Annotated in this window: 19 protein-coding genes and 3 pseudogenes; 8 read left to right on the top strand and 14 right to left on the bottom strand. The window is 67.5% G+C overall.

The genetic code is table 11. The features are described from left to right. Positions 1 to 83: 83 nt before the first annotated feature. From DL544_RS22640 to pdhA, 5 genes are read right to left on the bottom strand one after another with little or no spacing between them, the layout of a single operon-like run. Positions 84 to 209: a 2-oxo acid dehydrogenase subunit E2 gene (locus DL544_RS22640; RefSeq protein WP_479692426.1), complete on the bottom strand. Its 126-nt coding sequence runs from the start codon at positions 207 to 209 to the stop codon at positions 84 to 86. Continuing rightward, positions 209 to 1,477, bottom strand: a complete 1,269-nt coding sequence (locus tag DL544_RS19600; RefSeq protein WP_479692425.1) for a dihydrolipoamide acetyltransferase family protein — start codon at positions 1,475 to 1,477, stop codon at positions 209 to 211. The genes DL544_RS22640 and DL544_RS19600 overlap by 1 nt, the downstream gene beginning before the upstream one ends. After that, the gene (locus DL544_RS19595; RefSeq protein WP_005411349.1) at positions 1,474 to 1,827 is read right to left on the bottom strand and encodes an SH3 domain-containing protein; all 354 of its coding nucleotides are present in this window, start codon (positions 1,825 to 1,827) and stop codon (positions 1,474 to 1,476) included. The genes DL544_RS19600 and DL544_RS19595 overlap by 4 nt, the downstream gene beginning before the upstream one ends. Position 1,828: 1 nt before the next feature. Continuing rightward, positions 1,829 to 2,896, bottom strand: a complete 1,068-nt coding sequence (locus tag DL544_RS19590; protein WP_005419896.1) for an alpha-ketoacid dehydrogenase subunit beta — start codon at positions 2,894 to 2,896, stop codon at positions 1,829 to 1,831. Next, the gene (gene pdhA / locus DL544_RS19585; RefSeq protein WP_139727871.1) at positions 2,889 to 3,971 is read right to left on the bottom strand and encodes a pyruvate dehydrogenase (acetyl-transferring) E1 component subunit alpha; all 1,083 of its coding nucleotides are present in this window, start codon (positions 3,969 to 3,971) and stop codon (positions 2,889 to 2,891) included. The genes DL544_RS19590 and pdhA overlap by 8 nt, the downstream gene beginning before the upstream one ends. 334 nt (positions 3,972 to 4,305) lie before the next feature. Between pdhA and DL544_RS19580 the strand changes: the two genes are divergently transcribed. The 4 genes from DL544_RS19580 (at position 4,306) to DL544_RS19565 (ending at position 8,859) form a co-directional block, all read left to right on the top strand. After that, positions 4,306 to 5,181: a tryptophan 2,3-dioxygenase gene (locus DL544_RS19580; RefSeq protein WP_005419892.1), complete on the top strand. Its 876-nt coding sequence runs from the start codon at positions 4,306 to 4,308 to the stop codon at positions 5,179 to 5,181. Positions 5,182 to 5,362: 181 nt separating this feature from the next. Beyond that, positions 5,363 to 6,862, top strand: a complete 1,500-nt coding sequence (locus tag DL544_RS19575) for a peptide MFS transporter (protein ID WP_139727869.1) — start codon at positions 5,363 to 5,365, stop codon at positions 6,860 to 6,862. 19 nt (positions 6,863 to 6,881) lie between these two features. Beyond that, positions 6,882 to 7,487 (top strand): thioredoxin family protein, encoded by a 606-nt coding sequence (locus DL544_RS19570; RefSeq protein WP_069138720.1) that lies wholly within the window; start codon positions 6,882 to 6,884, stop codon positions 7,485 to 7,487. 232 nt (positions 7,488 to 7,719) lie between these two features. Continuing rightward, complete coding sequence (locus DL544_RS19565; RefSeq protein ID WP_139727868.1) at positions 7,720 to 8,859, top strand: hypothetical protein; 1,140 nt, start codon at positions 7,720 to 7,722, stop codon at positions 8,857 to 8,859. Between the two features lie 81 nt (positions 8,860 to 8,940). On the opposite strand, the gene DL544_RS19560 is transcribed toward DL544_RS19565, so the two are convergent. Continuing rightward, positions 8,941 to 9,495 (bottom strand): MarR family winged helix-turn-helix transcriptional regulator, encoded by a 555-nt coding sequence (locus DL544_RS19560; RefSeq protein ID WP_139727866.1) that lies wholly within the window; start codon positions 9,493 to 9,495, stop codon positions 8,941 to 8,943. Positions 9,496 to 9,561: 66 nt separating this feature from the next. On the opposite strand from DL544_RS19560, the gene hppD reads away from it, so the two are divergent. Together hppD and hmgA are read left to right on the top strand one after the other, a co-directional pair. Continuing rightward, complete coding sequence (gene hppD, locus DL544_RS19555) at positions 9,562 to 10,674, top strand: 4-hydroxyphenylpyruvate dioxygenase (RefSeq protein ID WP_176556936.1); 1,113 nt, start codon at positions 9,562 to 9,564, stop codon at positions 10,672 to 10,674. An 85-nt stretch (positions 10,675 to 10,759) separates the two neighbouring features. Then, positions 10,760 to 12,057, top strand: a pseudogene (hmgA, locus tag DL544_RS19550) (homogentisate 1,2-dioxygenase). An 84-nt stretch (positions 12,058 to 12,141) separates the two neighbouring features. On the opposite strand, the gene DL544_RS19545 reads toward hmgA, so the two are convergent. Beyond that, positions 12,142 to 12,675, bottom strand: coding sequence for a hypothetical protein (locus DL544_RS19545; protein ID WP_069138716.1), 534 nt, complete (start codon positions 12,673 to 12,675; stop codon positions 12,142 to 12,144). Between the two features lie 125 nt (positions 12,676 to 12,800). Between DL544_RS19545 and DL544_RS19540 the strand changes: the two genes are divergently transcribed. Continuing rightward, positions 12,801 to 13,457, top strand: coding sequence for a hypothetical protein (locus DL544_RS19540; protein ID WP_005419872.1), 657 nt, complete (start codon positions 12,801 to 12,803; stop codon positions 13,455 to 13,457). A 72-nt stretch (positions 13,458 to 13,529) separates the two neighbouring features. Continuing rightward, the gene (locus DL544_RS19535) at positions 13,530 to 14,495 is read left to right on the top strand and encodes a sodium:calcium antiporter (protein WP_065186523.1); all 966 of its coding nucleotides are present in this window, start codon (positions 13,530 to 13,532) and stop codon (positions 14,493 to 14,495) included. 87 nt (positions 14,496 to 14,582) lie between these two features. Here the strand turns inward: DL544_RS19535 and DL544_RS19530 are convergent, their stop codons facing one another. The 7 genes and pseudogenes from DL544_RS19530 to DL544_RS22630 all read right to left on the bottom strand — a co-directional run. Then, positions 14,583 to 14,972, bottom strand: coding sequence for a Na+/H+ antiporter subunit G (locus DL544_RS19530; protein WP_005419868.1), 390 nt, complete (start codon positions 14,970 to 14,972; stop codon positions 14,583 to 14,585). Next, a complete protein-coding gene (locus DL544_RS19525) occupies positions 14,969 to 15,253 on the bottom strand; it encodes a K+/H+ antiporter subunit F (protein ID WP_005411334.1) in 285 nt (94 codons plus the stop codon). The genes DL544_RS19530 and DL544_RS19525 overlap by 4 nt, the downstream gene beginning before the upstream one ends. Further along, on the bottom strand, positions 15,250 to 15,756 hold the full coding sequence (locus tag DL544_RS19520; protein WP_005419867.1) for a Na+/H+ antiporter subunit E: 507 nt from the start codon (positions 15,754 to 15,756) through the stop codon (positions 15,250 to 15,252). Before DL544_RS19520 ends, DL544_RS19525 begins: the two co-directional genes overlap by 4 nt. Further along, positions 15,753 to 17,288, bottom strand: coding sequence for a monovalent cation/H+ antiporter subunit D (locus DL544_RS19515; RefSeq protein WP_065178873.1), 1,536 nt, complete (start codon positions 17,286 to 17,288; stop codon positions 15,753 to 15,755). The genes DL544_RS19520 and DL544_RS19515 overlap by 4 nt, the downstream gene beginning before the upstream one ends. After that, a complete protein-coding gene (locus DL544_RS19510) occupies positions 17,285 to 17,677 on the bottom strand; it encodes a Na+/H+ antiporter subunit C (RefSeq protein ID WP_111188333.1) in 393 nt (130 codons plus the stop codon). Before DL544_RS19510 ends, DL544_RS19515 begins: the two co-directional genes overlap by 4 nt. Beyond that, positions 17,677 to 18,816 (bottom strand): annotated as a pseudogene (mbhE, locus tag DL544_RS22635) (hydrogen gas-evolving membrane-bound hydrogenase subunit E); the annotation flags it as partial. The pseudogene mbhE and the gene DL544_RS19510, both read right to left, overlap by 1 nt. A gap of 504 nt (positions 18,817 to 19,320) precedes the next feature. Then, positions 19,321 to 20,261 (bottom strand): annotated as a pseudogene (locus DL544_RS22630) (proton-conducting transporter transmembrane domain-containing protein); the annotation flags it as partial. Positions 20,262 to 20,302 lie beyond the last annotated feature (41 nt).

Genomic DNA, 20,302 nt, shown 5'->3' with positions numbered 1-20,302 from the left:
GAGCAGGGCTCGGCTCTACAATAGAGCGGCACAAAAAAACGCCGGGCATTGCCCGGCGTTTCCTGTGTTTCAGAGGGGGCCGATCAGCTGGCCAGCGCCAGGTCGTCCATCATCGCGCGCAGGAAGCGGGCGGCTTCACCACCCGTAGCCGCGCGGTGGTCGAAGGTGACCGACAGCGGGATTACCTTGTGCGCTTCCACGCCGCCCATCACCGGGTCATCTGGTGGCGGGCACGGCCGGCACCGACGATGGCCACGCACGGCGGCACCACGACCGGGGTCGCGTAGCGGCCGGCGAACATGCCGAAGTTGGACAGCGAGATGGTGTAGCCGCTCAGTTCCGAGGCGGCGATCGAACGCGATTCCACCTGCTCACGCAGGCGGTTGACGCCTTCGCGGATGCCGCGTGCATCGAGCATGTCGGCATTGCGCAGGGCCGGCACGAACAGGCCGTCGTCGGTGTCCACGGCGATGCCGATGTCCACCTGGGCGTGCAGGGTGCGGGTCAGCGCTTCACCGTCGAACCAGGCGTTCATGGCCGGCACCTTCTGTGCGGCAATGACGATGGCGCGAACCAGGCGGGCGGTGACGTCGTTGCCCGGCAGCCAGGCGTGGATGTCGGCGTCGTCGTTCAGCGTGGTCGGCACGACCTTGCTGTGCGCATCGGCCATGACGCGGGCCATGTTGCGGCGCACGCCCTTCAGCGGTTCCGGCTGGCCCTTGGCGACCACGCCCGGCGGCTGGGTGCGCATCGGCTTGCCGGCCGCAGACAGCGGGGTGCGGGCTTCGCTCTGCACCGGGGCAGACACCTGCGCCGGGGTGGGGGCGGCATACGCGGCGGCAACCGGTGCCGGGGCGGCGCCGAGTTTGGCGGTGCCGTTGGCGGCGGCCTGCTTGACGTCGGCCATGGTCACCGCACCATCGGTGCCGGTAGCGGCCACGCGGCTCAGGTCCACGCCCAGCTTGCGCGCCATCGCACGCACGGCCGGCACGGCCTTGACGCCACCGACGGCCAGCGCCTGCTCGGCGTGCACGGCATTGGAGCTCTGCATCGCGCCGACCACGGTACCGGCGTCGTCACGCTCGGCCGCGGCGGGCTTGGCGTCCTCGGCGGCAACCGGAGCGGCCGCAGCCGGCAGCGGCGGCGGGGTCGGTGCGGCAGCCGGCGCCGCCGGTGCGGCGTGACCATGGCTGTGGCCGGTGTCCTGGCCATCGGCGCGCTGCGGCAGGTTCGGGTCCAGTTCGAAGCTGGCCAGCACCGAACCGGTCGGGATGATGTCGCCGGCAGCGCCGGACAGCTTCAGCACCTTGCCGGAGAACGGCGAGGGCACTTCCACCACGGCCTTGGCGGTCTCCATCGACACCAGCGGCTCGTCCAGCTTGATCACATCGCCTTCCTTGACGAACCACTCGACGATGGTCGCGTCCGGCAGGCCTTCGCCCAGGTCGGGCAGGTTGAAGTTCTTGGTCTGGCTCATTTGCAGTTCTCTTCCAGCAGTTCCAGTTCGCGGGCCGGCAGCCAACCCGTCGCGCCATTGGCGCGCTCGGACCACCACCACCCGCCGTGTTCGTGATGAAGCTTCACCATCTCGCCGCTTTCCACATCCAGCTCGCGGGCGTCGTAGTCGCACAGGGCTTCGGCGCGACCCTCGTCCAGCAGCTGCAACCAGGCGATGGGCGCCCATCCAGCGCGCCCATCGTTGGTGCGTACCCAGGCAAACGCCGGCCATTCCTCGTCACGTACACCTACTTCGACGATCTGGCCGGTGTGGAACCGGAGCGGGTTGGGATACTGGCTGCGGTAAGCCCCCAGAAGGCGGGCCCGCATGTCAGCCGGCCGCCACCGCGCGCTTGGCCGCCGCCACGATCCGCTCAACGCTCGGCAGGTACTTCATTTCCAGGCGGAACAGCGGAATGTGGGTGTCGTAGCCAGTGACGCGCTCGACCGGGGCCAGCAGGTCGTAGATCGATTCCTCGGCCAGGCGCGCGGCGATCTCGGCGCCGAAGCCCGCGGTCTTCGGGGCCTCCTGCACGATCACGCAGCGGCCGGTCTTGGCCACCGATTCGGCGATGGTGGCGAAGTCCAGCGGGCGCAGCGTGGCCACGTCGATGACTTCGGCACTGATGCCTTCCCCGGCCAGCTTGTCGGCCGCTTCCAGGGCTTCCTTCACCTGCGCGCCCCAAGTCACCAGGGTCACGTCGGTGCCGTCGCGCAGCACGAAGCAGACGTCCAGCGGCAAGGCTTCGCCGTCGTTGACGACCACTTCCTTGTACTGGCGGTAGATGCGCTTGGGCTCCATGTAGATCACCGGATCCGGCTCGCGGATCGCGGCCAGCAGCAGGCCGTAGGCACGCTGCGGCGACGACGGCAGCACCACGCGCAGGCCCGGCACGTTGGTGAAGATCGCCTCGTTGGCTTCGCTGTGGTGTTCCGGCGCGCGGATGCCACCGCCCCACGGCACGCGCAGCACCATCGGGCAGTGCAGGCGGCCACGCGTGCGGTAACGCAGGCGTGCGGCGTGGCAGACGATATGGTCGACCATCGGGTACATGAAGCCATCGAACTGGGCTTCGGCCACCGGCTTCATGCCTTGTGCGGCCAGGCCGATGGTCAGGCCGGCGATGGTGGTTTCGTCCAGCGGGGTGTCGAGGATGCGGTCCGAGCCGAAGCGCTGCTGCAGGCCGGCAGTGGCGCGGAACACGCCGCCGTTGACGCCCACGTCCTCGCCCAGCACCAGCACCGACGGATCGTGTTCCAGCTCCCAGGCCAGCGCCTGGGTGATGGCTTCGATGAGGGTGATCGGGGTGGTGGTCATGCTGTCATCTCCGCGCGCGACTGCAGCGCTGTCGGCGGCGTTGGTGTGCGCGCCGGGCGCGCCGTTCTTGATCTCATCCATGGCGCTTCTCCAGGGCGATCGCCTGGGCACGCTGGGCCAGCAGGTCCGGCGGCGGATCGGCATACAGGAAGTCGAACATCGCCTCGACCGGCTGCACCGGCGTGTTGAGGTACAGGTTCACTTCCTCGTCCACGCGCGCGCCGCACTCGGCGGTCCAGGCGGCTTCTTCTTCCTCGCTCCACACCCCGGCGTTGATCAGGTACTTGCGCAGGCGCAGCATCGGCTCGCGCTGCCAGGCATCCTTCACTTCGGCATCGTCGCGGTAGCGGCGCGCGTCATCAGCGGTGGTGTGGTCGGACAGGCGGTAGGTCATCAGTTCCAGCACGGTGCCACCGTCGCCGGCCAGCGCACGTTCGCGCGCCTGTTCCATTGCCGCCAGCACCGCGATCAGGTCGTTGCCGTCCACCTGCAGGCAGTGCAGGCCGCCCGCCAGGCCCTTCTGCGCCAGCGTTTCGGCACCGGTCTGGGCCGAACGCGGCACCGAGATGGCCCAGCCGTTGTTGACGATGCACAGGATCAGCGGCAGCTTGTAGGCGCCGGCCGAGTTCAGTGCCGCGTAGAAGTCGGTCTTGGAGCTGCCACCGTCGCCGCACACGGCCACGGCGATCTGCGGTTCCTTGTTGAGCTTGAACTTCAGCGCGGCACCTGCCGCATGCAGGCACTGGGTGGAAATCGGCACGCAGAACGGGAAGTCCCTGGTCGCGTTGCCGCCGTAATCGTTGCCGCGTTCGTCGCCGCCCCAGTACATCAGCACGTCGTGCGGGCGCACGCCACGCATGAACATCGCGCCATACTCGCGGTACGAAGGCGCGAACACGTCGTCCTTCTGCATCGCCGCGCCGATACCCACGTGCGCGGCTTCATGGCCCAGGCAGGCGGCATAGGTGCCGAGCTTGCCGGTGCGCTGCAGCGCGATGGATTTGCTGTCGAACGTGCGTACGAACAGCATCTGCTTGAACAGCGGTACCAGGACCTTGGGGTCGCGCAGCGACACGGGCAGGTCGTCACGGACGAGCGTGCCGTCCGTGTCCAGGTACTGCAGGTATTCGATCTTGAATTCAGCGGCAACCGTCATTGCGTACTGCACCTTCGACAGAGAAGTTACAAATGATATGAATCGCCATGTTAAGGAACGCGTACGGAATAGCCTTCCTGCGCCGCAACACGGAGATTCCCCGTTTTACCCCTGCCGGCGGGTGGGGGCCAATAACAACAACGTATTCAGTCGTTGCTGCAAAGCATCAGAATACGCCTCTGGCTGACTGCCGGTACAACGGCGCGGACGGTTCCACGCGCAGGCCGGTGGTCGGCCGATGCTCCACGGCCAGCCGCACGCCCCGGTATGGACCGGGCGGCTGCCAGCGCGGCGGCAACGCGCTACCCTTGCCGCCCCCGATCTGGTCCCGCCCATGTCCGTCGACAACAACCAACGCGATCTCGAAGCCGGCATCCACACCGACCTGCAGGGACGCCTGACCTACGGCGGCTACCTGCGGCTGGACCAGCTGCTCAGCGCGCAGCAGCCGCTGTCCAGCCCGCCGCACCATGACGAGATGCTCTTCATCATCCAGCACCAGACCTCGGAGCTGTGGCTGAAGCTGCTGGGCCATGAGCTGCGTGCCGCAATCGGCTTCCTGCAGCGCGATGAAGTCTGGCAGTGCCGCAAGGTGCTGGCGCGCAGCAAGCAGGTGCTGCGCCAGCTGACCGAGCAATGGTCGGTGCTGGAAACGCTGACCCCGTCCGAGTACATGGGCTTCCGCGACGTGCTGGGCCCGTCGTCGGGCTTCCAGTCGCTGCAGTACCGCTACATCGAATTCCTGCTGGGCAACAAGAACGCGCAGATGCTGCAGGTGTTCGAGCATGACCCGGCCGGGCAGGCGCAGCTGCGCACCGTGCTGGAGGCGCCCAGCCTGTACGAGGAATTCCTGAAGTACCTGGCCCGCTTCGGCCATGCCGTGCCGGCGGTCTACGAGGCCCACGACTGGACCCAGCCACACGTGGCCGACGACGCATTGCAGCCGGTCTTCGAGCGCATCTACCAGGACACCGACCGCTACTGGCGCGAGTATGCGCTGTGCGAGGACCTGGTGGACCTGGAGACGGCTTTCCAGCTGTGGCGATTCCGACACATGCGCACCGTGATGCGGGTGATCGGCTTCAAGCGTGGCACCGGCGGTTCGTCCGGCGTGGGCTTCCTGGCCAAGGCGCTGGAACTGACCTTCTTCCCCGAGCTGTTCCAGGTGCGCACCAGCCTGCAGGCCGCGCCCCCGGCAGCGCTGGGCTGATCCCCATTCAGCTTGGTTCCCGGCCCGCGGCTGGATCGTTTCAGATGCAAGTTCAGGGAGCAGGCTGCCACCTGCCTCAAACGGCGTGTATTTGACGTGAACGCCAGAAGTCGGTGATCCTCGCGCGTTGCTCCAACTGCACAGCGGACGTGCTCGTCATCCACCGAACCAGGAAATCCGCATGAGCGTAAACGCCACTGCGAACACCCCAGAGCCGGCACTGCCGGACTTCAAGACCACGCTGGGCCACCCGCGCCCGTTGTGGATGCTGTTCATGACCGAGTTCTGGGAACGCTTTGCGTTCTACGGCATCCGCTGGGCGTTGGTGCTCTACATCGTTGCCCAGTTCTACAACGGCAGCGCTGCCGGTGAAGGCGACGCCAGCCGCATCTATGGCGCCTACCTGGCCCTGGTGTACGCCGCGGCCATCTTCGGCGGCTACGTGGCCGACCGGGTACTGGGCTACCAGCGCTCGATCCTGACCGGCGCGATCATCATGGCCGCCGGCCTGTTCATGATCTCGCTTCCGCAGGAGCACATCTTCAAGCTCGGCCTGGCCACGATCATCGTCGGCAACGGTCTGTTCAAGCCCAACATCTCGACCATGGTCGGCAAGCTGTACGGCCTGAAGGACGAGCGCCGCGATTCGGGCTTCACCATCTTCTACATGGGCATCAACATCGGCGCGATGATCGCCCCGGTGCTGACCGAGTACCTGGCCCGCAAGGTGTTCGGTACCGATGCGATGCCGTCCTACAAGGTCGTGTTCATCGCCTCGGGCGTGGGCATGCTGATCTCGCTGGTGTGGTTCTACATCGGTCGTGCCGGCCTGAAGGGCATCGGCGCACCGCCGGCCGGCGCGGAAGGTTTCGGCCGCATCATCATGGTGCTGGCCGGTGCCGTGGTCGCCATCCCGGTCGCGTACTTCCTGCTGGCCACCGGCGCCACCGCGCTGGCCTGGATCCTCGGCGCGATGTTCACCGCGCTGGCCATCCTGCTGCTGGTCGAGGGCATCCGCGAAGGCAAGGTGCAGCGCGACCGCGTGATCGCCATGCTGATCATCTTCGCCTTCAACGTGATGTTCTGGATGTTCTTCGAGCAGGCCGGCAGCTCGTTCACCTTCCTGGCCGAGAACATCGTCAACCGCCAGTTCAGCAGCTGGACCTTCCCGACCGCGTGGTTCCAGTCGGTCAACTCGGTGGCGATCATCACCCTGGCCCCGGTCATCGCCTGGATCTGGGTGGCGATGGGCCGCGCCAATCCGTCCATCCCGCGCAAGTTCGGCCTGGGCCTGCTGTTCAACGGCGCCGCCTTCGCGCTGCTGATGTTCGCCCTGTCGCAGATGGTGGTGGACGGCAAGATCCCGTTCTGGACCCTGTTCATGGTCTACGTCATCCAGTCGGTGGGTGAGCTGTGCCTGTCGCCTATCGGCCTGTCGATGGTGACCAAGCTGGCCCCGGTGCGCTTGGTCGGCTTCGGCATGGGCGGCTGGTTCCTGTCCACCGGCATCGGCAACAACCTGTCGGGCATCTTCGCTGGTGTGGTCAGTGGTGAAGGCGGCATGACGGTCGAGTCGGCCCTGAAGGGGTATACCTTCGGGTTCTGGGCCCTGATCGGCTCCGGCGTGGTGCTGTTCCTGATCGCCCCGCTGATCAACAAGCTGATGCACGGCGTCAAGTAATGAAGCGAGGGTAGAAGGCATGCGCAGCAAGCTCGGTGGTGCAATGGTGGTGGTCTGTGCGGCGCTGATCGGCGCCTGTTCCCAACCGCAACCGCCTGCCACCGCCGAGCCCACGCAGCCCCTGGATACCCGGCCCACCGAGCCGCCGGTCGCTGACCCCAGCGAACCGGTGGCCTCGGGCAACACCCCGGTGGCGGCGGACATTGCCGCCATCGCCGGGCTCGGCGCGCAGTTCGACCCGGCCCGCGACCCCGCCGATGACCTGGCCACCGCCAAGGTGGAAGCCCAGCGCGGCAAGAAGCGCATCCTGCTCGAGATCGGCAACGCCGCCTGCGATCGCTGCCGGGCGCTGGACGAAATGGTCGAGGGCAACGGCGACCTGCGCCGCTTCCGCGACGCCCACTACGTGTGGGTGAAGGTCAACGCCAGCGACGAACAGCCCAACACCGCCTTCTTCGCCCAGTTCCCGGTGATGGAGCGCGACTACCCGCACCTGCTGGTACTGGACGCCGATGGCAGCCTGCTGGTCTCGCAGGCCACCGGCGAACTGCGCAGGGGCGAAGCCTTCCAGCCTGCGCGGGTGAGCGCGTTCCTCAAGCAGTGGGCACCTGATAAACCGGAGTAGGGTAGTGCCGGCCGCTGGCCGGCAGCTGTGGTGGGGGCCGACCGCTGGCCGCCTACCCCGGTGGGTGCCGACCGCTGGCCGGCACTGATGCCGGGTCGCATCCACGCATGGCGTGGCTCTACTGCGCGCGCCGTCACACTCCCTGAATCGGCATCTCAACTTCGCAACGCGCTCGCCGTTACCGGCAAGGACCTCAGTCGACATCCCGTCGATGCTACCTACCGGAACGCCCATGCACAGCGACCACGCCGAACGATTGCCCGAACCTGCCAGCCACCTGGCCGAGGGTGGGGCAGGCGAGGGCGTGACTTTGCCGGCACAGGAAACCCTGTTGGACGACGCCGGCACCGGCGAGGAAACTGTCGAACTGGCCCCGCCCCGCCACCGCCTGCCGCAGATCGCGTTGCCCGACAACGTGGTGCTGAAGGGTGCGGTGCAGAAACTGGTCGAGCAGAAGGCGCGCCTTGATGCGCTGGCCGCCGAAGGCCAGCTGGCCGGACTGCTGCCGCCGGAATGGCAGGGCCATGGCGCGCGCGCGATCGAGCTGTCCACCTTCATCCGGGGCGTGCTGCCGTTCCTGCAGACCGGGGAGCGTGGCGAAACCGCGCCTGCCCGTCTGCCGGTGCGGCACGTGCTGGGGGATGACAGCCGATGGGGCCTGGAGGATGTCACCGAGCCGAAGTCGTTGGCGTGGTACCTGGCCAGTGACGAGCGCGCCACGGCGGGCAGCAAGGACGTCGCCGAGGCCTGGCTGGTCGGCGCGCTGGGCCTGGCGTGGATGCAGGAAGGGCGCAGCCGCCCGGGCTTCCTGCGTGCGATGGGCCAGGACAGTCTGGCGGCGCGGGTGACCATGCTGGGTTATCCGCCCGCCAACGAACTGGCGCTGTACAACGTCACCGCGCAGGGACAGCCGCAGATCTGGTGCGTGCATGGCCGCCGCCGCATGCGCCCGCTGGTGGCGCCGTGGCTGAGCGTGCCGCTGCTGACCGCTTACGGCGTGCCCGCCCCGGTGGCGTGGCCGTCCAGCTTCCCACCGGTGGAGGCCGTGGCCGAACTGCTGGCGACCGCCCGCCTGGGGCGCGCGCTGCCGGAAGTGGATCTGGCCAAGGCCGTGGCGAAGATCACCGAAGAGGCCGCATCTGAAGCCTGGCAGCCGGTCAGCCTGCTGCAGCTCAATACCTGGTCACCGCGTTGGCATTTCTTCCTGGGCACCTTCGTCGGCCTGCCGTCGCTGCTGCTGGTGGCTGCGGCGCTGGCGCTGCCCGGGGCCGTCGAAGCCGCCACGGTTGCCGCCTCGCTGGGCTTCGCCGGCGGCGCCATCGCAGCACTGGCCGTGCCGTGGATCCACGCAAGGCGCAAGCACCTGAGCTGAAAAAAGGGGACGGAGGGGATTAAGTCGTTTCAGGCACACCTGTGCTCATTACGACTTAATCCCCTCCGTCCCCTTTTTCGTTCAGACCCCTTCGCCCATCCGCTCCAGACCTTCGCCGGCCAGGCGCAGGATCAGCTTTTCCAGCAGTTGCTCTTCCTCGTCGCTCAGGACCGACATCAGCTTGCGGGTGATCTCGATCACCATCGGCGCGATGGTCTCGTACACCTCGAAACCGGCGGCCGACAGCGCCAATACCGAGCGGCGGCGGTCGTCGCCATGCGTCTCGCGCTTGATGAAGCCGCGCTCCAGCAGTCGGGCCACGGCGCGGCTGACCGCCACCTTGTCCATCGCCGTGCGGTCGGAGACCTCGCTGGCCGAGGAGCCCGGGTACAGCGCCAGGATGGTGATCACCCGCCACTCGGGGATCGCCAGACCGTAACGATCGCCGTACAGCTTGGCGATGTTGCCGCTGACCCGGTTGGACAGCACGCTCAGCCGGTACGGCAGGAACTGTTCCAGGTCGAGCAGGACGTGCGAGGAACGCAGGCGGGTCGAGGCGGGATCGGGGCTCATGTTGCGGTGCACCTTGCTGGTGGTTTCAAGTGTAACTATAAGGGGTAGGTCCAGACCCTGCATTCTCGCCGGGTCCCTACCTGCCCGCACCTGGTTTGTACCGATGCGGTACCGATTCGGAGCCACGCCATGAATACCGCAGTCCCGACCGCCTCGCATCCCAACCCCGGCATGCAGGTCACCACCTTCGAGAACCCGATGGGCATCGACGGCTTCGAGTTCGTCGAATTCGCCGCCCCGGCCGGCCGTGGCCAGGAGCTGCACGAGTACTTCCGGAAGATGGGCTTCAGCGCGGTGCTCAAGCACAAGCAGCGTCCGATTACCGTCTATCGCCAGGGCGACGTCAACTTCCTGGTCAACGAAGACCCCGATTCGTTCGCCGCCGACTTCGCCGAAAAGCACGGTCCGTGCGCCTGCGGCTTCGCCATCCGCTTCAAGAAGCCGGGCCAGGAGGTCTACCAGGCCGCGCTGGGCAACGGCGCCGAAGCCATCGCCTTCAAGCCGGACAGCAAGGCGGTCAGCGCGCCGGTCATCAAGGGCATCGGCGACTGCATGCTGTACCTGGTCGACCGCTACGGCGCGGCCGGCAGCATCTACGACGGCGACTACGAGCCGATCGCCGGTGCCGACCTGCACCCGGTGGGCTTCGGCCTGACCTTCATCGACCACCTGACCCACAACCTGTACTTCGGCAACATGCAGCAGTGGTCGGACTACTACGAGCGCCTGTTCAACTTCCGCGAGATCCGCTACTTCGACATCAAGGGCCTGAAGACCGGCCTGGTGTCCAAGGCGATGACCGCGCCGGATGGCATCGTGCGCATCCCGCTGAACGAATCGTCCGACCCGAAGAGCCAGATCAACGAGTACCTGGACGCGTACAAGGGCGAGGGCATCCAGCACATCGCCTGCTTCACCGAGAACATCTACGACACGGTCGAAGCGATGCGCGCGCAGGGCGTGGACTTCCTCGACACGCCGGAGACCTACTTCGACGTGATCGACCAGCGCGTGCCGAACCACGGTGAAGACGTGCCGCGCCTGGCCAGGAACAAGATCCTGATCGATGCCGATCCGGAAACCCACCAGCGCAAGCTGCTGCAGATCTTCACCCAGAACTGCATCGGCCCGATCTTCTTCGAGATCATCCAGCGCAAGGGCAACGAAGGCTTCGGCGAAGGCAACTTCACCGCGCTGTTCGAGAGCATCGAGCGCGACCAGATCCGCCGCGGCGTGCTGTAAGGTCTGCAGGCAATGTCGGCTTCCGGTCGACATTGCCTGTCCGAATGGTAGTGCCGGCCGCTGGCCGGCCATCTCTGGAGTTCCCATGTCCCCCGCCATCATCGCCCGCGGCTACCAGTCCGGCTTTGGCAACGAGTTCGCCACCGAGGCCGTCGCCGGCGCGCTGCCGGTCGGGCAGAACTCGCCGCAGAAGGTGGCCCACGGCCTGTACGCCGAACAGTTGACCGGCACCGCCTTCACCGCGCCGCGCGGCAGCAATCGCCGCAGCTGGCTGTACCGGATCCGTCCGGCGGTGACCCATGGCGAGTTCACCCCGTTCGCGCAGTCGCAGCTGCAATGTGATTTCGGCGCACAGCCGGCCTCGCCGAACCAGCTGCGCTGGAGTCCGCTGCCGCTGCCGGAGCTGCCGACCGACTTCGTCGAAGGCCTATACACGATGGGGGCAACGGTTCGCCCGATGCGCATGCTGGCGTGGGCATCCACCTCTACGCTGCCAACCGCGACATGGTCGGCCGCTACTTCTACGATGCCGACGGTGAGCTGCTGATCGTGCCGCAGCTGGGCGCGCTGCGCCTGCTGACCGAGCTGGGCGTGATCGAGATCGAGCCGCAGCAGATCGCGGTGATCCCGCGCGGCGTGCGCTTCCGCGTCGAGCTGCCGGACGGCCCCAGTCGCGGCTACATCTGCGAGAACTACGGTGCGCTGCTGAAGTTACCCGACCTGGGCCCGATCGGTTCCAACGGACTGGCCAATCCGCGCGACTTCGAGACCCCGCACGCAGCGTTCGAGGACATCGACGGTGACTTCGAGCTGATCGCCAAGTTCGAGGGCCGCCTGTGGCGTGCGCCGATCGACCATTCGCCGCTGGACGTGGTGGCCTGGCACGGCAATTACGCGCCGTACCGCTACGACCTGCGCCGCTTCAACACCCTCGGTTCGATCAGCTACGACCACCCGGATCCGTCGATCTTCCTGGTGCTGCATTCGCCCAGCGACACGCCGGGGACCAGCAACATGGACTTCGCGATCTTCCCGCCGCGCTGGCTGGTGGCGCAGAACACCTTCCGCCCGCCGTGGTTCCACCGCAACATCGCCAGCGAGTTCATGGGCCTGGTGCATGGCGCCTACGATGCCAAGGCCGAAGGCTTCGTGCCGGGTGGCGCGTCGCTGCACAACTGCATGAGCGGCCACGGCCCGGACGCGCCGACCTTCGACAAGGCGTCCAATGCCGATCTGTCCAAGGCGGACGTGATCAAGGACACGATGGCCTTCATGTTCGAGACCCGCGCGGTGATCCGCCCGACCGCACAGGCCCTGGCCGCCGGCCACCGTCAGGGCGACTACCAGCAGTGCTGGAACGGCCTGCGCAACAACTTCCGCTGACCCGAAAAAGGGGACGGAGGGGATTAAGCCGCAATCAGCACACGTGTGCTTGAAACGACTTAATCCCCTCCGTCCCCTTTTTCTTCAGGCCACCTCGGCGAACGCGTCGCAGTGCTCCAACGGCAGCGCTTCCAGCAGGCGTTGGCGTACACGCTGGCAATAGCCTTCCGAAGTCAGCCCGGGCAGCATCCGCATCGCCGAGTGCAGCACCTGCAGTACTTCACTTTCGGCGCGTGCCTGCTGCAGGTCGCGGAACAGCGCCGCCGCCTGCGGGTGGCGCTGCATTTCCAGGATGCCCAGCACATAGATGCGCGCGGACACCAGCGAGCGGCGGCGTTCGACCGCTGTGGCAGCAGCTGCGGCAGGTGTCGCGGGCTGCGGCTCTACCGTGGCTGCCGGCGGCGGTGGCGGGGCTGCGGCACCGGTGCCGGTGCTCAGGTAGCCGGCCTGCACCAGCTGGATGACCATCGCGGGCGCATCCTGGCCGAGCAGACCGGTCAGGTCGGTGATGCTGCGTTGGCCGTCGCACAGGATCAGCAACCGGCGCTGGCGCATGTCCAGCGGCGCGCGATGGGCCTGCAGCGCGGTTCGGGCGAGTTCGGTCTTGCGCGGTTGCATGGAAGGGACAGCCAGGTCGGTGCATGCCGAGCCTGAACGAGGGCGATGAAACCGCGATGACAATGCAGCCTCTGCACGCGCGCTGCGCTAGCGTGCAGCTACCTTCGTGCCAGGGAACCGCACCGATGAAGCACCTCCCGATTGCTGGTCTGTTGCTCCTTTCGCTCGCCGCATGCAGTGGCGGCCCCGACAAGCAGGGCGCCGCCGGCAGCGGCAGCGATACCCCGGCGGAAACCGCCTCGGCGACCGGTCCGGCCCAGTCGACGGATCCTGATCTGGCGGCCCGCCCGGCGAACGACCTCCGCAAGGACAGTCCGGCCCGCCTGGACGGCTTCGCGGGTGCGAAGCTGGGCACCGGCATCGCCGAAGTCCGCAGTGGTTTTGGCACGCCACTGCAGGGGCTGGGCACCGATGCCGCCGGCAAGCCGCTGTCCGCCGACGACGGCAACGACGGCTGCTACTTCCTTCGCCCGCAGGATGCCGAGGACCCGCGGCTGATGATCGAAGGCCGCAAGCTGGTGCGCTACGACGTGCGCAGCGCCGCCATCACCGCACCGGGCGGCGGCAAGGTCGGCATGACCCTGGGCGAGCTGCAGGTGCTGTATCCCGAGCGCGCAGACGTCGGTCCCGACAAGTACGACGAGAAGGCCCAGCACCTGCGCGTGCGGCCGGCGCAGGAGGGCGGGGCAGTGATCGACTTCGCGCTCGGTGCCGATGGCCGGGTGGGGGCCTGGCGGGTCGGGCAGACCCCGCAGGTCGACTATGCGGAAGGCTGTGGCTGATCCTTGATCCATCGCCCAGCCATGCGCTCGGGCCAAGCGTAGAATCGCGCCACCACTGCTGGGGAGTGCTCGATGATCGCCATTGCCATTGCCTGGTTCCTGCTCGGCCTGCTGCTGCTGGCACTGGGCGGGGACTCCATCGTGAAGGCCGTCTCTGGCCTGGCCCAGCGCTTCGGGGCCAGCCCGTTCACTGCCGGGCTGCTGCTGCTCGGCGTGACCACCTCGTTGCCGGAACTGGCGGTCAACGCACGTGCGCTGGCGGTCGGCCAACCGGAGCTGGCACTGGGCAATGCAGTGGGCAGCAGCATCGTCAATCTGGGCTTGACCCTGGCGGTGGCCGCCGTCGCCGCCCCCCTGCTGCTGCGCGCGCGCCTGCAGGCGGTGCTGTGGTGGTCGCTGCTGGCGGCCGCCGTGCTGCTGATCCTGTTCGGCCTGGATGGTCACCTGGTGCGCTGGGAAGGCGGCGTGCTGGTGGCGGGCTTCATCGTCGTGCAGGTGCTGCTGCTGCGCCGCGGCCGCGTCGAGAGCGCCGAGGTGCAGGTAGCCATCGCCGAATCCGCGCTGAGCCGCACCAGCCTGCCGTTGAACGTGCTGCGCGTGTTGATCGCCGCACTGACCCTGTACTGGGGCGCGCGCCTGGTGGTGGGGGCTGCCGCCGACTTCGGTGCCGCACTGGGCTGGACGCCGTTGCTGGTCGGCCTGCTGCCGGTGGCGATCGGCACCGCACTGCCCGAGGCGGCCACCGCCATTGCCGCCTCGCGTCGCGGGCATGGCGACATGGTGCTCGGCCACGTGCTGGGTTCCAGCGTGGTCAACCTGCTGCTGGTGATCGGCGCGATGGCGATGTTGCAGCCGTTGGCCTTGCCGGCCTCGTTCGTGCGCCTGGAACTGCCTGCGCTGTTGGCGTTCGCGCTGGTGCTGTACCCGATGCTGCGCGGCGACCTGAAGATCAGTCGTGGCGAAGGCGGGATCCTGCTGGTCGCGTTCGTAGGCTGGTTCGTGCTGGAGCTGCTGCTGGTCGGCGCACCGGCGTTGTAGATCCACGCCATGCGTGGATGCAGTCGATTTCGTGCCGACCAACGGTCGGCACCCACGGGGCGTCACCCTGCCGGCCAGCGGCCGGCACTACCGGTTCTGCGTGGTTTCTTCTTCCCGCACCGGTTCCGGCGGCGGCAGCTGCTCCTCGGCGGCCGGCTCGTTGCCCGGCAGGCTGGGGCGGGTTTCCATCAGCAGCGACAACGCCGCCTTGGCCATCATGTGCGCGCTGATCGGTGCGGTGATGAACAGGAACACGGTGATCAGCAGCTCGCGTGGCTGCGGGTCCTGGCCGAGGAAGATGTGGTAGCACACCGAGCACACCAGCACGCAGCCCACGCCCAGCGTGCTGGCCTTGGTCGGTGCGTGCAGGCGCTTGAAGAAGGTGGACAGCTTCACCAGGCCCAGTGCGCCGACCAGGATGAAGAAGCAGCCGAACAGCAGCAGGATCGACAGGACGATCTGGATCGCGGTGATCATTCGACGATGTCCCGGCGCAGCACGAACTTGCTCAGCACCACGGTGCTGCCGAAGCCGAGCATGGCGATGATCAGCGCCGCCTCGAAGTAGATCGGCGAGTTGAGGTACATGCCGAACAGCATCAGCTCAGCGATCGCGGTCACCGACAGCGTGTCCAGCGCGAGGATGCGGTCGGGCACGGTCGGCCCGCGCAACAGCCGCCAGGTGGCCAGCAGCATCGCCAGGCCGACCACGTGCATGCACACCACCAGGGTGGTCTGGATGACTTCAAAACCGGTCATGGGAAGATCTCCATCAACGGCGCCTCGTAACGGCGCTTGATCGTATCGATCAGGTCCTGCGGGTCCTCCAGGTGCAGCACGTGCACCAGCAGGTACTTGCGGTCGTCGCTGAGCGCGGCCGAGACCGTGCCCGGGGTCAGCGTGATCATGCTGGTCAGCGCAGCGATGCCATGGATGTTGGCAATGTCCAGCGGCAGCCAGATGAAACCGGGGTGGATGTTCTTCTCCGGCCCCAGTACCTGCAGGGCGACACGGATGTTGGACATCAGGATGTCCCACAGGGTCACGCACAGCAGTTTCGGCAACGGGCGCAGGGTGCCGATGCGGGCGAACTCGCGGTCCAGGCGTGCGGCGAACAGCGGCACCACCACGCCCAGCAGCAGGCCCAGCACGATCTGGCCAAGGGTGAAGCTGTCGGACATCAGCAGCCAGAACGCCACCACCATGATGCTCAGCATCGGCGACGGAATCAGGCGACGGAACAGGGAGCGCTGGGCGGTCATGGCTGGCGGATCTCCGGTGCAGTCGCACGCAGCTGCTGCACGTACTCGCTGGGGTGCAGCAGCTGCGCGGCGGTGGCGTCGGTGTAGCGCATCAGCGGTGCTGCGGCCAGGGTCATGCCGATGCCGTAGGCCAGCAGGATGCAGGCCGCGTACAGCTCGACCCGGCGCAGCCGCGCCTTGCGCGGTACCGGCGCTTCCGGATCGACCGGTGGCACGCGCCAGAACAGGCGGATGCCCCCCCGGGTCAGGCCCATGATCACCAGCAGGCTGCTGACCAGAACGGCGGTCCAGACCGGGCCGGTGTACTGCGCCGGCATGCCGGCCAGCAGCGCAGCCTTGGCCAGGAAGCCGGACAGCGGCGGCAGGCCGGCCACCGACACCGCGCCGATCAGGAACAGCACGGCGGGCGTCTCCTTGCCTGGCATCGGCGCGACCACTTCCTTGCGGTCGCTGGCGCCACCGCGACGGCGGCGGATCAGGTCGGCAACCAGGAACAGCGCGGCAGCGACGAAGCTGCTGTGTGGCAGGTAGTACAGGCCAGCCGAGAGCACCTGTGGCGTGCCCACCGAGAAGGCGATGAACAGCGTAGCCGCCGACACGATCACCAGGTACGAGATCAGCACGCGCAGGCGGGTCGCGGCCAGCGCGCCGAGGCCGCCCAGCACCAGCGTCGCGACGCCGGCCCACAGCAACCAGTCGCGGCCGTAGCCGGCCATCGCGCCGGCATCGTCGCCGAACCACAGCATCTGGATGCGCAGCACCGAGTACAGGCCGACCTTGGTCATGATCGCGAACAGTGCGGCCACGGCGGCCGGCGCGCGCGAATAGGCTTCCGGCAGCCACAGGTACAGCGGCATCAACGCGGCCTTGGCGCAGAACACCAGCAGCAACAGGCCCATCGTCGCCTTCACCAGGGTCAGCTGTGCCGGCGGTACCTCGGCGATGCGCTGCGACAGCTCGGCCATGTTCAATGAGCCCAGCGAGGCATACAGCAGGCCCAGCGCGACCAGGAACAGGGTCGAGGCGGTGACGTTGAACACCACGTAATGCAGGCCGATGCGCATGCGGAGGCCGCGGCCACCACTGAGCAGCAGGCCGTAGGAGGCGATCAGCATCACTTCGAAGAACACGAACAGGTTGAAGATGTCGCCAGTCAGGAACGCACCGTTGAGGCCGACCAGCTGGAACTGGAACAGCGCATGGAAGTGCGGCGCGCGGCGGTCCCAGCCCGAGCAGGCGTGCAGCAGGCAGGGAATGGCCAGCAGCAGGGTGGTCAGCAGCATCCACGCCGACAGCCGGTCGGCCACCAGCGCGATGCCCAGCCGCGACGGCCAGTCGCCAAGCAGGTAGACGTTGATTTCACCACTGGCCGTGGTGGCAAACAGCAACCCGACCGCCAGTGCCAGCGCCGACTGCGCGGTCCAGGCCACCGCCCGCTGCACCCTGGGGCCATAGCGGCGGTGTTCGACGAACAGCGACAGCGCCGCACCCAGCAGCGGAATCAGGATCGGCAGGATCACCAGGTGGTTCATGCGCGGTCCTCGCCCTGGCGCGGTGGCACGCGCTCGTCCTGCAGGTCGTCATCCGGCTCGTGGGCATCCACGTGGTCGCTGTGGTTGTCGCTGCGGCTGCGCATGGCCAGCACAATGCTCACCGCGGTCATCGCAAAGGCGATCACGATCGCGGTCAGCACCAGCGCCTGTGGCAGCGGGTCGGTGTAGTTGCCCAGGTGGCTGTCCACGCCTTCCTGCAGCACCGGCGCCTTGCCCAGCACCACGCGGCCGCCGGCGAAGATCAGCAGGTTGGTGGCGTAGGACAGGAAGGTCATGCCGAGGATCACATCGAAGCTGCGCGCACGCAGCAGCAGGTAGATGCCGATGGCGGTCAGCATGCCGATCGCGGTAGCCAGGGCCAGTTCCATCAGTGCATCTCCCCGGTGCGTGCCGAGCGGCGTTGCAGGTCGATCTCACCCTTGCGGGCGGTGCGGGTTCGCGACGGCTTGATCGTGCCCATCATCGACAGCATCAGCATGGCGCCGCCGAACACCACCAGATAGACGCCGATGTCGAAGCCGATTGCGCTGGCCAGCGGTACGTCGCCGATCAGCGGCAGGTGCAGGTCGAGATGGCCGCTGGTCAGGAACGGCACGCCGAACAGCATCGAGGCGCTGCCGCTGAGCAGGGCGATCAGCAGGCCCATGCCGATGCAGCGGATGTAGTCGAAGCCGAAGCGCGACTCCACCGATGCAGTGCCCTGGATCACATACTGGATCAGCAGCGGCACTGCCAACACCAGGCCGGCGATGAAGCCGCCACCCGGTGCGTTGTGCCCGCGCAGGAACAGGAAAATCGACACGGTCAGGGTCAGCGGGAACATGATCTGGGCCAGGTCGGCCGGCACCGGCAGCTTGATCGGCGGGCCGGGCATGATCTGCTCCGGTGCCATCCGCGTACGCCGCAGCAGCGCATGCACCACCAGCGCGGCGATGCCGAACACGGTGATCTCGCCGAAGGTATCGAAGCCGCGGAAGTCGACCAGGATCACGTTGACCACGTTCTGGCCGTAGGCCTCGGGCAACGCGCGGGCGAGCAGCTCGCCGGCCATGGTGTTCGGCGGCAGGGTCATCGCCGAATAGGCCAGCGCGCCAAGCCCGGCACCGGCGATGATCGCGATCACCGCGTCGCGGCGCTTGCGCCAGCGCGGCCGCTCAGGCCCGGACTGCGCGGGCAGGTAATTCATGCCCAGCAGCATCAGCACCAGCGTCACCATCTCCACCAGCAGCTGGGTGAGGGCCAGGTCGGGTGCGGACAGGAACACGAAGGTCAGCGCCACCATCAGGCCGACGCCGCCGACCAGCAGCACCGCCAGCAGGCGCTGCTTGTAGATGCGCAGGGTGGCGACCGCGCAGGCCATCATCACCAGCCACAGGGCCCAGCCCAGCAGCGGAATCGGCTGCGGCGCGGTCCAGTTCGGCGAGGCTGGGTTGGCCACGAACGGCGCAGCGGCAACCACGATCGCCACCAGCACCAGGCCCAGCAGCATGCGCTGCAGGCTGCCATTGGCGATGCCATTGGTCAGGCGCATCGCCAGCGCGGACACGGCGTCCAGCTGGGCGTGGAACACATTGCGGCCCGTGCTGACATTGGTCACGGCATGCAGGTTGATCAGCCTGCGCAGGCCGAAGTACAGCGCCACGCCACCGACCACGCCGATCGCGCTCATCGCCAGCGGCAGGTTGAAGCCGTGCCACACCGCCAGGCTGTATTCGGGCATGGCGGTGCCGAGGATCGAGGCCGCAGCGGCGTGCAGCACCGGCGCGACGGTCAGTGCCGGTGCCACGCCCACCGCCACACAGATCACCACCAGCAGCTCCACCGGCACCTTCATCCAGCGCGGCGGCTCGTGGGGCACGCGGTCCAGGTCGTGCGGGCCAGCGCCAAAGAAGGTGTCGTGCACGAAGCGCAGGCTGTACGCCACGCCGAACACGCCTGCCAGCAACGCCGCGATCGACACCGCCGTGCGCATGATGCCCGGGCCGCCGGCCGTAATCGCTTCGGCGAACAGCATTTCCTTGGACAGGAAGCCGTTGAGCAGCGGGATCCCGGCCATCGCCAGCGAGGCGATGATCGCCAGCGCGCTGGTGAACGGCATCAGCCTGCGCAGCCCCCCAGCTTGCGCATGTCGCGGGTGCCGGTTTCGTGATCGATGATGCCGGCGGCCATGAACAGCGAGGCCTTGAAGGTGGCGTGGTTGAGGATGTGGAACACGCCGGCGACCACCGCCATCGGCGTGGACAGGCCGAACAGCAGGGTGATCAGGCCCAGGTGGGAAATGGTCGAGTACGCCAGCAGGCCTTTCAGGTCGTGCTGGAAGATCGCGTTCCAGGCACCGATCAGCAGGGTCAGCGCGCCGATGCCGCTGACCGTATAGAAGAACAGGTCGCTGCCGGCCAGCGCCGGATGCAGCCGCGCCAGCAGGAACACGCCGGCCTTCACCATGGTGGCCGAGTGCAGGTAGGCCGAGACCGGGGTCGGCGCTGCCATCGCGTGCGGCAGCCAGAAGTGGAACGGGAACTGCGCGCTCTTGGTGAAGATGCCGGCCAGCACCAGGAACAGGGCGTACGGGTACAGCGTGCTGGCGCGGATCTGCTCGCCGGCGGCCAGCACCACATCCAGGTCGAAGCTGCCGACGATGCGGCCGATCAGCAGCACGCCACCGAGCAGGGCCAGGCCGCCGCCGCCGGTGATCACCAACGCCATGCGCGCGCCTTCGCGTGCGTCCTGGCGGTGCGACCAGAAGCCGATCAGCAGGAACGAGCTGATGCTGGTCATCTCCCAGAAGATCATCAGCAACAGCAGGTTGCCCGACAGCACCATCCCCAGCATGGCGCCCATGAACAGCAGCAGGTAGCAGTAGAAGCGGTGCGCGTTGTCCTGCTGGTTCAGGTAGTAGCGCGCATACAGCACCACCAGGGCGCCGATGCCGAGCACCAGCCCGGCGAACATCCAGGCCAGCCCGTCCAGGCGCAGGGTGAAGTCCAGCCCGA

The organism is Stenotrophomonas sp. pho, from assembly GCF_006228405.1.
GTDB lineage: Bacteria > Pseudomonadota > Gammaproteobacteria > Xanthomonadales > Xanthomonadaceae > Stenotrophomonas > Stenotrophomonas sepilia.
This window is presented reverse-complemented; position numbering and strand designations above follow the sequence as displayed.